The organism is Amycolatopsis sp. NPDC003731 (genome assembly GCF_053586895.1).
Genome location: NZ_JBSFNC010000044.1, coordinates 35,496 through 47,419 on the forward strand (window position 1 = coordinate 35,496; position 11,924 = coordinate 47,419).

At 73.1% G+C, this 11,924-nt stretch carries 12 protein-coding genes; 6 read left to right on the forward strand and 6 right to left on the reverse strand.

The features are described 5' to 3' along the window. Nucleotides 1–30: 30 nt before the first annotated feature. Nucleotides 31–1,089: an NAD-dependent epimerase/dehydratase family protein gene (locus ACWDN5_RS20230; protein ID WP_449677372.1), complete on the forward strand. Its 1,059-nt coding sequence runs from the start codon at nucleotides 31–33 to the stop codon at nucleotides 1,087–1,089. Nucleotides 1,090–1,256: 167 nt separating this feature from the next. On the opposite strand, the gene ACWDN5_RS20235 is transcribed toward ACWDN5_RS20230, so the two are convergent. Genes ACWDN5_RS20235 through ACWDN5_RS20245 form a run of 3 tightly spaced genes read right to left on the reverse strand, consistent with a single transcriptional unit; the run spans nucleotide 1,257 to nucleotide 4,409 of the window. Then, on the reverse strand, nucleotides 1,257–2,306 hold the full coding sequence (locus ACWDN5_RS20235) for a sensor histidine kinase (RefSeq protein WP_310974096.1): 1,050 nt from the start codon (nucleotides 2,304–2,306) through the stop codon (nucleotides 1,257–1,259). Then, nucleotides 2,303–3,004 carry a response regulator transcription factor gene (locus ACWDN5_RS20240; protein WP_449677373.1) on the reverse strand — a complete coding sequence of 234 codons (702 nt, stop codon included), beginning with the start codon at nucleotides 3,002–3,004 and terminating at the stop codon, nucleotides 2,303–2,305. The genes ACWDN5_RS20235 and ACWDN5_RS20240 overlap by 4 nt, the downstream gene beginning before the upstream one ends. 10 nt (nucleotides 3,005–3,014) lie before the next feature. Next, nucleotides 3,015–4,409 carry a hypothetical protein gene (locus tag ACWDN5_RS20245; protein ID WP_310974099.1) on the reverse strand — a complete coding sequence of 465 codons (1,395 nt, stop codon included), beginning with the start codon at nucleotides 4,407–4,409 and terminating at the stop codon, nucleotides 3,015–3,017. Nucleotides 4,410–4,569: 160 nt separating this feature from the next. Between ACWDN5_RS20245 and ACWDN5_RS20250 the strand changes: the two genes are divergently transcribed. From ACWDN5_RS20250 to ACWDN5_RS20270, 5 genes are read left to right on the forward strand one after another with little or no spacing between them, the layout of a single operon-like run. After that, nucleotides 4,570–5,214, forward strand: a complete 645-nt coding sequence (locus ACWDN5_RS20250; protein ID WP_310974205.1) for a glycosyltransferase family 2 protein — start codon at nucleotides 4,570–4,572, stop codon at nucleotides 5,212–5,214. After that, complete coding sequence (locus tag ACWDN5_RS20255) at nucleotides 5,211–5,894, forward strand: TIGR04282 family arsenosugar biosynthesis glycosyltransferase (protein ID WP_449677374.1); 684 nt, start codon at nucleotides 5,211–5,213, stop codon at nucleotides 5,892–5,894. Before ACWDN5_RS20250 ends, ACWDN5_RS20255 begins: the two co-directional genes overlap by 4 nt. Continuing rightward, on the forward strand, nucleotides 5,891–6,523 hold the full coding sequence (locus tag ACWDN5_RS20260; RefSeq protein WP_449677375.1) for a methyltransferase domain-containing protein: 633 nt from the start codon (nucleotides 5,891–5,893) through the stop codon (nucleotides 6,521–6,523). The genes ACWDN5_RS20255 and ACWDN5_RS20260 overlap by 4 nt, the downstream gene beginning before the upstream one ends. Next, the gene (locus ACWDN5_RS20265) at nucleotides 6,520–7,635 is read left to right on the forward strand and encodes a molybdopterin-dependent oxidoreductase (RefSeq protein WP_449677376.1); all 1,116 of its coding nucleotides are present in this window, start codon (nucleotides 6,520–6,522) and stop codon (nucleotides 7,633–7,635) included. Before ACWDN5_RS20260 ends, ACWDN5_RS20265 begins: the two co-directional genes overlap by 4 nt. Beyond that, nucleotides 7,632–8,348 (forward strand): hypothetical protein, encoded by a 717-nt coding sequence (locus ACWDN5_RS20270; RefSeq protein ID WP_449677377.1) that lies wholly within the window; start codon nucleotides 7,632–7,634, stop codon nucleotides 8,346–8,348. The genes ACWDN5_RS20265 and ACWDN5_RS20270 overlap by 4 nt, the downstream gene beginning before the upstream one ends. A gap of 139 nt (nucleotides 8,349–8,487) precedes the next feature. Here ACWDN5_RS20270 and ACWDN5_RS20275 read toward each other — a convergent pair whose 3' ends face one another. The 3 genes from ACWDN5_RS20275 to ACWDN5_RS20285 form a co-directional block, all read right to left on the reverse strand. Further along, entirely contained in the window at nucleotides 8,488–9,900 is a 1,413-nt protein-coding gene (locus tag ACWDN5_RS20275) for a S1C family serine protease (RefSeq protein WP_310974109.1), read from the reverse strand. A 71-nt stretch (nucleotides 9,901–9,971) separates the two neighbouring features. Continuing rightward, complete coding sequence (galT, locus tag ACWDN5_RS20280) at nucleotides 9,972–11,054, reverse strand: galactose-1-phosphate uridylyltransferase (protein ID WP_310974114.1); 1,083 nt, start codon at nucleotides 11,052–11,054, stop codon at nucleotides 9,972–9,974. Beyond that, nucleotides 11,051–11,851: a DeoR/GlpR family DNA-binding transcription regulator gene (locus ACWDN5_RS20285; RefSeq protein WP_449677378.1), complete on the reverse strand. Its 801-nt coding sequence runs from the start codon at nucleotides 11,849–11,851 to the stop codon at nucleotides 11,051–11,053. Before ACWDN5_RS20285 ends, galT begins: the two co-directional genes overlap by 4 nt. Between the last annotated feature and the right edge of the window lie 73 nt (nucleotides 11,852–11,924).

Genomic DNA, 11,924 nt, shown 5'->3' on the forward strand with positions numbered 1-11,924 from the left:
GCACCGCCGAAGCCCCCTAGCGTGGCCGGTGTGCGCGTATTGGTCACCGGCGGAGCCGGGTTCATCGGGTCCCACATCGCCGACCTCCTGGCCGACGGCGGCGACGAGGTCGTGTTGCTGGACAACCTCCTCCCCACGGCCCACGGTTCCCGCACCCCGCCGCCGTACACGGGCAGGCACCGGTTCCTGCGCGGCGACGTCACGGACACGGAAATCGTCGCGGAGCTGCTGGACGGCGTCGACGCGGTCTGCCACCAGGCGGCGGTGGTCGGCCACGGCGTCGACCCGTCCGACGCGCCGTCGTACGCCCTGCACAACGACTACGGCACGGCGGTGCTCCTGGCCGGCATGCACGCGGCCGGAGTCGGGAAGCTGGTCCTGGCCTCGTCGATGGTCGTCTACGGCGAAGGCCGCTATACCTGCCCGGCCCACGGCGTGGTGGCACCCTCGCCACGCCGCCGGTCCGATGTGGACGCGGGCCGGTTCGAGCCGCGCTGCCCGTCGTGCGAAGAGGAGCTGAGCTGGCAGCTGGTGCCCGAGGACGCGCCGCTGAACCCGCGTAGCACGTACGCGGCGACGAAGCTGGCCCAGGAACACCTGGCCGGCGCCTGGGCCCGCCAGACGGGCGGCACGGTGTGGGCCATGCGCTACCACAACGTCTACGGCCCACGGATGCCCCAGAACACGCCGTACGCCGGAGTCGCATCGCTCTTCCGATCGGCGCTGGCCCGCGGCGAGGCCCCGCAAGTCCTGGAGGACGGCCGCCAGCAACGCGACTTCGTCCACGTCCACGACGTCGCCAGGGCGAACGTCCTGGCCCTCCGGACACCCGGCCCGAACGACCTCACCCCGCTGAACATCTGCTCCGGCACCCCGCACACGGTGGGCGACCTGGCAACAGAGCTGGCCCGGGCATGCGGAGGCCCGGCGCCGAAGGTCATGGGCGGCGCCCGCCCGGCCGACGTCCGCCACGTCGTCGCGGACCCGGCCCGAGCCCGCGAGCTGCTCGGCTTCACCGCGGAAATCGGCTTCGCGGAGGGCATCGCCGACTTCGCCACGGCCGAGCTCCGCGAGCCGGTCTCACCCTGACACCAGATCGGCTCCCGCGGCCCCTGAGCCGAACGCCGCGCTGCGTCCGGTTCCGGGCCGCTCGCGCGACCGGACATCACCTGCCGCGGTCCCGGATCACAGCCACAGCCGAGGTATCCCTCGGTCCCGGGCCGGCCGCGCCACGCGGAACCCGGACCCGCCGCGGCCTACGGCATCGCGAGCGGCAGGCGCACCTCGAACCGGCACCCCGGCCCGTGGTTCTGCACCCCGATCCGCCCGCGGTGCGCCTCCACCAACCCCTTGGCGATGGCCAGGCCGAGCCCGCCCCCGCTGGTCGTTCCGCCGCGCTCGGGCGTCCGCGCCTGCGTCCCGCGGAACGCCACGTCGAACACCCGGTTGATCTCGTCGTCCGGGATGCCGCCGCAGGAGTCGTCGACGGCGAGCAACGCCTCGTCGCCGTCGACGCCGATCTGCACCGCCACCGTCCCGTCGGGCGGGGTGTGCCGGATCGCATTGGACACCAGGTTCCGCACGATGCGGGCCAGTTCCGGGTCACTGCCGGTCACCACCGGCCAGGTCGACGCGTTGGCGAGCACCTGGACCCGCTTCCGGAGGGCCACCGGCGCCTGGGCGGCGACGGCGTCGCTCACCACGTCCCGCAGCGGCACCGCGGACATCGTGAGCTCCAGGGCGCCCGCGGTGATCCGCGAGAGCTCGAACAGGTCGCCGACCATCGCGGACAGCCGCCGGGTCTCACCGCCGATCCGCTGGGCGTAGTCGGCGACCTCGTCGCGTTCGGACACCACGCCGTCGGCCAGCGCTTCGGCCATCGCCTGGATGCCGGCCAGCGGGCTGCGCAGGTCGTGGCTGATCCAGGCGACCAGTTCGCGCCGCGACGCCTCGGCGGCGCGTTCCCGCTCCCGCGCCTCGCGCTCCCACACGCTGCGACGCGCGATCGCCCGGCCGAGGATGATCGCCGCGGGCACGGTGACCAGCGCGACGAGCAGGCAGACCAGCAGCATCGTGGTCAGCGCCGGGGTGAACATGAACCCGCTGATGCCCAGGACGCCGGCCAGCGTGGCGAGCACCGGGATCAGCACCAGCACCGTGAGCGTGGTGGCCAGCGAGCCGCGGCGCAGGACGTACAGCGCCACGCCGCCCAGCGCCGCGATCGGCAGCGAGAACAGCAGCGCGAACGGCAGGATGTGCCAGAGGTGCGTCAGCATCTCCGGGACGGATTCACCCGAGCCGATCACGGCTGCTCCCGGTCGTAGCGGTAGCCGACGCCCCACACGGTCGCCACCCGGGTCGGCTTGGCCGGGTCGCGCTCGATCTTCTCGCGCAACCGTCGCACGTGGACGGTCACTGTGGACTGATCGCCGAAATCCCAGCTCCACACCTTCTCGAGCAGGTCCGCGCGCGAGTAGGCGACGCCCGGGTGGGCGAGGAAGAACGCGAGCAGGTCGAACTCGCGGGTGGTGAGCGGCAGCTCGCGGCCGCCGAGGGTCGCGGTCCGGGCCTTCATCTGCAGGCGCAGTGCGCCGTCCACGAGCTCGGCGGCGGCCGGCTCCGGGCGGGGCATCCGGGCGCGGCGCAGCACCGAGGCGACGCGGAGGGCGAGCTCCTTGGGGCTGAACGGCTTGGTCACGTAGTCGTCGGCGCCGAGCTGGAGCCCGGCGATCCGGTTCTCCTCCTCGCCGAGGGCGGTGAGCATGACGATCGGCACCTGGCTCACCTCACGCAGCTGCCGGCACACCTCGAGGCCGTTGATCCCCGGCATCATGACGTCGAGAACGACCAGGTCGGGCTCGTGGGCGGCGAACCGGGCCAGGCCCTCGGCACCGTCGCCGGCCATGTCGACGGTGAACCCGGCCACCTCGAGGTAGCGGCGGACGACGTCGCGGACCGTCTCGTCGTCGTCGACCACGAGCACGTGCCCGGTCTGATCGCTCATCACGTCTCCCTCACCAGCCCGTCAGCAGCAGGTGGTTGACCGCCAGCGCCGTCGCCGCCTGCGCGGCCAGCCACCACCGGCGACCGGGCCGCGGGAGCAACGCCGTCATCGGCAGCAACCACACCCCGAACGGTAGCCAGATCCGCTCGGTCTCGGCTTTCGACAGGCCCGAAACGTCGGCGAAGAGAATGGCGGCCAGGGCGGCGAGACCGAGCAGGAGCACCGGATCGGTGAGCAGGGCCCGGCGCGGAGATCCGACGCCGCGCCGGACGGCGGCCACGACCGCGGGGCCGAGGGCGACGACGACCGCCGCGAGGTCGGCCCACACCCAGTACGAATAGGGCCGGACCAGCGCGACGCCCTGGTAGTAGCGCTCGACGACCAGGTGGTAGCCGTCGAGCCACCAGAAGCCGGCCCAGGCGAACACGCCCACGACGGCGAGCGCCGCGACGATCGCCAGCGCCGCCGCCCGCCACTGCCGGCCGAGAACGGCGACCGCCACCGCGAGCACGCCGAGCAGCACCAGGCCGTAAGACAGGAAGATCCCGAAGCCGAGCAGCACCCCGGCGGCCAGTCCGGCCGGGACGGCGTACCGGCGGCCGTGGGAGAACCCCGTCGCGGACAGCGCGAGCAGCGCCAGGCCGGTGGCCGTCACGCCGGCGAACAGGCCGTCCGCGGACACGCCGATCCACACCGCGCCGGGGGTGAGGACGGCGAACGGCAGCACCGTGCGGGCCGCCTCGGGCCGGCCGAGCAGCGCGACCGTGGCCGGCACGGCCACCGCGACCAGGCTGCCGGCGAGCACGACGGCCGTGGCCGCCCACGCGCCGCCGTGCAGGCCGAGCCGGTCCAGCCAGACGAAGACGAGCGTCGCGCCCGGTGGGTGGCCCGACACGTGCGTCGTCCACGAATGCGGCTGGAAATCGAGGATGCGGGAGGAGAATTCGCGCAGCATCCGCGGGATGTCGGTGATGCCCGGGACCTCGTGGAGGTACTCCTGCGGAATGGTGAGGTGCCCGGCGAATCCGCGGTCCCAGCCGTCGACCATGGTCAGCGAGAAGATCCAGGCGAGCGAGGCGAGGTAGCCGGCGGCGAGCGCGCGGCGCCACGGCAGCCGGGCGGCCAGCGTGGGGCCGTGCAGGACGACCGCGACCGCGATGAGCACCGCGAACACCGAGCCCGGGCCGACGTGCGGCAGCCAGTCGGCGAACAACGGCGGCGCCGACACGAAGATGACCACGCCGGAGTGCGGCCGGTTGTAGTACAGGCCGACCGCGGTGGCCGTGGCGACGAGCACCGCCGCCGCGGCGACGGCGAGGAGGTCGGCGCGGCGGCCGGTGACCGGGGCTTCGGGTTCGCGGGCAGGCGGCTCGGCGAGCCGGGCTGCCGGGTTCGGCTCGCTCATCGCCGCCCACCCTAGGTCCGCGGCGGCCGGTCCGCGCTCTCGGAGCGGGAGCCGTAACGACGCGGTAAGAACTCGCCGGACGTCATGATTCGGTAAGCGCCGCAAGGGTTCTACGCCACTCCCGGACGGACTTACGGTCGGCGGCGTGACTGACTTGGAAGTGGACGTCGTCCTCCCCTGCCTCGACGAAGCGGCCGCGCTGCCCGGCGTGCTGGCCGGCCTGCCACCCGGCTACCGCGCGATCGTGGTCGACAACGGTTCGTCCGACGGCTCACCCGAGGTAGCGGCCTCGCTGGGCGCGAAGGTCCTCCACGAACCGCGTCGCGGCTACGGCGCGGCCGTGCACACGGGACTGGAAGCCGCCACCGCGGACATCGTGTGCTTCGCCGACGCCGACGGGTCCCTGGACCTCGCCGACTTGCCACAGCTGGTGAGCGCGGTCGGGCACTGCGCGGACCTGGCGGTCGGACGCCGGGTGCCGACCGGTCCCGGGGTGTGGCCGTGGCACGCGCGAGCAGGCAACGTCGTGCTGGCGTCGCTGTTGCGCAGCCGTGGGCTGCCGGTGCGGGACATCGCGCCTCTGCGCGCCGCGGACCGGCGGGCGCTGCTCGGCCTCGGCGTCGCCGACCGGGCCTTCGGCTACCCCCTGGAGCTGCTGATCAAGGCACAGCGAGCCGGGTGGCGGGTCCGCGAGTTCGACGTCCGCTACGGCGAGCGCGCCAAGGGCACGAAGTCGAAGGTGTCCGGGTCGGCTCGGGGGACGCTGCGTGCGGTGCGCGACTTCGGGCGGGTGCTGGCCCGATGACGCCGTTCGTCCTGCTGGTCGTGGCCAAGGCGCCGGTTCCCGGCTTCGCGAAGACCCGGCTCTGCCCACCCGCGACCCCGGCTCAGGCGGCCGAGATCGCCGCGGCCGCACTGCTCGACACGCTCGACGCCGTCTGCGCGGTCCCCGGCGCCTTGCCCGTCGTCGCGATGACCGGCGACCTCGGCGCCGCGGCCCGGGCCGCCGAGATCGGTGCGGCGCTCCGGCTCGCGACCGTCATCCCGCAGCGTGGCCGGGATTTCGGGGCGCGGCTGGCGAACGCCCACGCCGACGCCGCCGCGGTGCACGCCGGTCTGCCCATCCTCCAGATCGGCATGGACACGCCACAGGTGACGCCGGAGTCCCTCGCCGCGGCGGCCGCACCGGTCCGGCACGGCAGCCACGACTCGGTGCTCGGGCTGGCCAAGGACGGTGGCTGGTGGGCGCTGGGACTCGCCGAGCCACGGCATGCGCAGGCTCTCGTGGACGTCCCGATGTCCCGCGACGACACCGGCGAGCGCACGCTGCGCGCCCTCGCCGAGCGCGGGTTGCAGACACGACAGGCGTTCCGCCTGTCCGATGTGGACACCATGGCGGACGCGCGTTCGGTGGCGGCGGCGTGTCCGGGAGGCCGGTTCGCCCACGCCGTCGCGGCCGTCGGCGGACAGGCGGTGGCGTCATGACGGCCCCGGCGAGCGCCGGCCACGAGTTCGACCTCGGCCTGCTCGGGCACCGGTGCTGGCTCGAACTGGCCAACGGAGAGCGGATGGAGTTGGCGGTGGAACGCTGGGCGGAAACCTCCGAAGGCGACGACGTCCTGCTCGACGCGTGTTCCGGCCCCACCATCGACCTCGGGTGCGGGCCCGGGAGGCTGACCGCGGCACTGGCCGCGCGCGGGGTGGTCGTGCTGGGCGTGGACAGTTCGCGCACGGCCGTCGGGCTGACCCGGCGGCGCGGCGCAAGTGCGTTGCAGCGCAACATCTTCGACCGCCTGCCCGGCGAAGGGCGGTGGCGGCACGCCCTGCTCGCGGACGGCAACATCGGCATCGGCGGCGACCCGGTCACCCTGCTCCGGCGCACAGCGCGGCTGATCGCCCCCGACGGCGACGTGCTCGTCGAACTGGAGCCGCCCGGCCGGGGACTCCGGCACGAGCGCGTCCGGCTCCGGCCCGGTCACGCCGACGTCGCCTGGTTCACCTGGGCCTGGGTGGGGGTCGACGCGATCGCCGGAGTCGCCGCGCGTGCCGGGTTGCGCGTCGACCGGACCACCCGGCACGGTCACCGCTGGTTCGCGCGATTGGAGCGAGCGTGAAACTCCCGATCCCGGCGGAGGAGCAGTTCCGGGCGCCGGCGCACCACGAGCGTGTGACGTCGAAGATCGGCCTGGCCCTGGCGATCACGTTCACGACGTGCTTCCTGACGGGCTTGCTCAGCCACCTCATCCAGCACCCGCCCGAGTGGTTCTTCTGGCCGAGCCGGCCGGTCGGGCTCTACCGCGTCACGCAGGGGTTGCACGTGATCTCGGGCGTGGCTTCGATCCCGTTGCTGCTGGCGAAACTGTGGAGCGTCTACCCGAAGCTGTTCGGCCGGCCGCTCGTCCGCTCGCTGCCGCACGCCCTTGAGCGGCTGTCGATCCTGGTGCTGTCCGGCGCGGCGTTCTTCGAACTGACGACCGGGCTGCTGAACGTCGCGCAGAACTACCCGTGGGGCTTCTACTTCCCGCAGGTGCACTACGCGGTCGCGTGGCTGGCGATCGGTTCGATCCTGGTGCACGTCGCGGTGAAGCTGCCCATCATCCGCCGTGCCCTGAGCCGGGGCACCGTCGAGGAACCACCGGCGGAAGGGCTGTCGCGACGGGGTTTCCTGGTGACCACCGGGCTGGCGACCGGCGTCGCGGTCGTGGCCACCGCGGGCGCGACGGTCCCGTTCCTGCGCGGCGTCTCCGCCCTCTCCTGGAAGACCGGCAAGGGTACGCAGAACCTGCCGGTCAACCGCACGGCGGCGGCCGCCGGTGTCACGTGGTCGCCGGCCTGGCGGCTCTCGGTGGTGACCTCGCGCGGCACGACGAAGTTCTCGCTCGACGACCTGCGCGCCCTGCCCCAGACGACGGCCGAGCTCCCGATCGCGTGTGTCGAGGGCTGGAGCCAGTCGGCCACCTGGCGCGGGATCTCCCTGCCCACGCTGCTGAAGGCCGTCGGCGCGACACCGGGCACGGCGGTCCGGGTGTCCTCTTCGGAGCGTGGCGGGCTGTACGGCGTCAGCGTCCTCCCCGGCGAGCACACGGCCGACGAGCTGACGCTGCTGGCCCTGGAGCTGAACGGCGAGGTCCTCGCCCCCGACCACGGCTTCCCCTGCCGCATCATCGCCCCGAACCGGCCCGGCGTCCTGCAGACGAAGTGGGTCACGAAGCTGGAGGCGCTGTGAAGACCGCCCGCGCGCTCCTCGCGCTGCCCGGCCTCGCGGCGCTGGCCTGGGGTGTGGTGCTGTTCGCCGAGTACGCGCTGCCCCTGCGTCCCGACGTCTTCGGCACGGTGGGCTGGATCATCGGCGGCCCGCTCGTCAACGACGCGGTCATCGCCCCGCTGACGGCCCTGCTCGGCTTCGCCCTGTCCCGGCTCCTCCCGCCCCGCTGGCGAACCCCCGTCGTCGCGGGCACGGTCATCACCGCCACGCTGGCCATCCTGGCGTTCCCGCTGCTCTGGCGCCCGTACGGAACCCCACCGATGCCCGGCCTCCACGACACCAACCCGGCCCCGGCCCTGGCCGTCACCTTGGCCGCAGTCTGGCTCGCGGTGGTCCTGACCGCCCTCCGCCACCGTGTCGTCCCCTCAATCACACGTGATGTCCCTCCAATCACGAGTGATGACCCTCCAGACACGCGAGATGCCCGCCCCGGCACGCCAACCGACCGCCCAAGCACGCCGGCCGACCCTCCCGGCACACCAGCCGACAGCCCGGGTACGCGACCAACCCCGGCCGCTCCTCCAGGCACACCGGCCGGCTCTCCGGACACGCGGCCTACCCCGCCCCGCGACCCGGCCGACCCTCCAGACACGCGGCCTGCCGAGTCCGCCTTCCCGGCCAACCCTCCAGGCACGCAAGCCGACCGCCCCGGCACGCCGGCCGACCGTCCCTGACCCGGGCACAAATGCGGCCACGCGCGACCGGCATCGAGTGCCTGGTCGCGCGTGGCCTTGTGGGTCCGGCCCCGGATACGGGGGTCGAGCCGAAGTTGGTCTCGGCCGCGCCAGGGCGGCCGAGCGTCTGGATCAGCAATCAGTTGGGCTGGACCGGCTGGCCGCCGAAGGTGACCTCGACCGTGCGGCCGTCGGCGAGCGTGAACGTCGCCTTCTCGTCCGGGGCCCGGGTGCGGACTGCCGCGACCAGCGTGTCGGCCGAGTCGATCGGGCGGTCGTCGATCTTGGTGACGACGTCGCCCGCCTTCAGGCCGGCCTTCTCCGCCGGGCTGCCGGCCTTGATCGCGCCGAGCTCGGCGCCGCCCTGCGGGGCGTCCTTGACCTCGGCGCCGATGTAGGTCTGCACCGCCTGGCCGGTCTTGATGATCGTGTCCGCCGTGCGGCGGGCCTGGTCGATCGGGATGGCGAAGCCGATGCCGACGTTGCCACCCTCGGACGCGCCCTGGCCCTGACCACCCGACTGCGGGCTGTAGATCGCCGAGTTGATGCCGATGACCTGGCCGGACATGTTCGCCAGCGGACCGCCCGAGTTGCCCGGGTTGATCGCCGCGTCGGTCTGGACCGCGTCCATCACCGTGGTCTGGTCGCCGCTGCTGCCGCCCGCCCGCACCGGCCGGTGCAGCGAACTGACGATGCCCGACGTCACCGTGCCGGCCAGCTCGAACGGCGAGCCGATGGCCACCACCGACTGGCCGACGCGCAGGTCGTCGGACCGGCCGAGCTCCACCGGGGTCAGGTTGCTGACGCCGTTGACCTTGACGACCGCGATGTCGGTCGTCGGGTCGCGGCCGACGATCTTGGCGGCGGCCTTCTTGCCGTCCTGGAACACCGCCTGGATCTGGCCGCCGTTCGCGCCGACCTCGACGACGTGGTTGTTCGTCAGGATGTAGCCGTCGGTGCTGATCACGAACCCGGAGCCTTCGCCGGCCCCCTGCTGGCCGCTGACCTGCAGCTCGACCACGCTGGGCGACAGCTTTTGCGCGACGGACTCGACCGAGCCGGCGGGTGCGTTGCCCGTCTGCTGGGCCGGCTTCGGCGCGTCGAGCGCGTTGCTGGACGAGCCGGACGACCCGCCGGTCAGGTACCCGACCGCCCCGCCGGCGATGCCGCCGACCAGCAGCGCGACCAGCGCGACACCGGCGAGCAGCTTCCCACCGGAGCGCTTGGGCTCGGGCGGCGTCGCCACCGGATAACCGCCGGTGGCGGGCTGCCCGTACGGGTTCGGCGGCGGGTAGACGCTCTGCTGGGTCTGGCCGGACGGCATCTGCGCGCCCTGGGCCGACCACGGGTTCGCGCCCTGCCCGCCGTACGCCGGATCGGCCCCGGTCACCGCGTGGTAGGAGGGCTCCGAATACTGCGGTGCACCGCCGGACTCGGGCTGGGCCTGCTCACCGTACGGGTTCCCCGCCCAACCGCCCTGCGCCGGCTGCTGGCCGGTCTCGGGGTGCCTCGGCGCCGCGGGGTCGTGTGCGCTGGGGTCGTTCTCGGTCATGTCCTCACCTTGCGCGATGGTCCTGAGAGGTTCCTGAGCCGAACCTGTGCATCGCAGATGAGTATGGCCGCTCAGCCCGCCGCGCGGAGCCGTTCCGCGATCTGCTCCGGCGTCGCGTCGTTGATCCACACCGCCATGCCCGATTCGGACCCCGCCAGGTACTTCAGCTTGTCCTTCGCGCGCAGCACGGAGAACAGTTCCAGGTGGAGCCAGCCGAGCTCGCGGTCGCGGCGCACCGGCGCCTGGTGCCACGCCGCGATGTAGGGCAGCGGCCGGTCGTACAGCGCGTCGCAGCGGCGCAGAACGTCGAGGTAGACGTCGGCGAAGTCGTCACGCTCGGCGTCGGTCAGCGCGGGGATGTCCGGGACCTGCCGGTGCGGCACGATCTGGACCTGGACCGGCCAGCGCGCCGCCGGCGGCACGTACGCCGTCCAGTGCTCGCCGGAGGTCACCACGCGCGCGCCGGACTTGCGTTCGGCCGCGAGCACGTCGCCGAGCACCGGGCGGCCGTGTTCGGCCTGGTAAGCGCGGGCGACGTCGAGCATCCGCTCGGTCTTCGGCGTGACGAACGGGTAGCCGTAGATCTGCCCGTGCGGGTGCGACAGCGTGACGCCGATTTCCTCGCCGCGGTTCTCGAACGGGAAGACCTGCTCGACGCCGGGGACCGCGGACAGCCCGGTCGTGCGGTCCGCCCACGCGTCCACCACGGCCCGCACCTGCTTCGCGCTCAGCTGCGCGAAAGAACCGTCGTGGTTGCTGGTGAAGCAGACGACCTCGCAGCGGCCGCGCCCGGGCCGCACCGGCACCAGCCCGAGACCATCCACAGTGGACGGCTCGCCGACGACGTCCTCGGCGAAGGACGGGAACCGGTTCTCGAAGACGACGACGTCGTAATCGCTTTCCGGGATCTCGCTCGGTTTGCCGGGCTTGCTCGGGCACAGCGGGCAGAGGTCGGCCGGCGGCTTGTAGGTCCGCGTCTGGCGGTGCGCGGCCATCGCGACCCACTCACCGGTCAGCGGGTCCCGCCGGATCTCCGACGCGGCCGAAACCGGCGGCAGGTCGCGGGTGTCCTCGGCGACGCGGTCGGGCGCGCCGGGCTGGTCGAAGTAGATGATCTCCCGGCCGTCGGCCAGGTGTCGTACGGTGCGCTTCACGCTTCTTGGGCCTCGTCCGTCTCCGCCGTCTCGGCGATCATGAGTTCTCCCGCCCGTTCGGCGAGAACTTCCTTGGCCCCGTCGGGAATCCCGTCATCGGTGACGACGACGTCGGCCTCGTCCAGGTCGGCGATCGTCGAGATCCCGACGGTGCCCCACTTGGTGTGGTCGGCGAGCACGACCAGCTTGCGCCCGGCCTCGACCAGCGCGCGGTCGGTCTCGCTCTCGGTGAGGTTCGGGGTCGTGAAGCCCGGCCCGTCGGCCATCCCGTGCACGCCGAGGAAGACGGCGTCCAGGTGCAGCGACCGCAGGCTGTGCACGGCGACCGGCCCGACCAGCGCGTCCGACGGCGTCCGCACCCCGCCGGTGAGCACGACGGTGCGGTCCGGCTGCGTCGACCCGCGAAGCACGTCGGCGACCTGGATCGAGTTGGTCACGATGGTGAGCCCGGGGATGGCGTCGAGCGCCCGGGCGAGGGTCCACGTGGTGGTGCCGGCGGAGAGGCCGATCGCGGTTCCGGGCCGGACCAGCGTCGCGGCGAGCTCGGCGATGGCTTCCTTCTGCGCCCGCTGGCGCACGGACTTGGCTTCGAAGCCGGGTTCGTCGGTGCTCTTGCCGATGACCGAAGTGGCGCCGCCGTAGACCTTCTCCACGAGCCCGCGCCCGGCGAGGACGTCGAGGTCGCGGCGCACCGTCATGTCGGACACGCCCAGCCTGGTCACGAGGTCGCTCACGCGGACCGCACCGGTCCGGCGTGCCTCTTCCAGGATCACCGCCTGTCGCTGACGCGCCAGCACCGTTCACTCCGTCCGTCGAACCTCAACCACACAAAATCCTACACGATTCAACACGAGATCCGCAGGAGCAGCG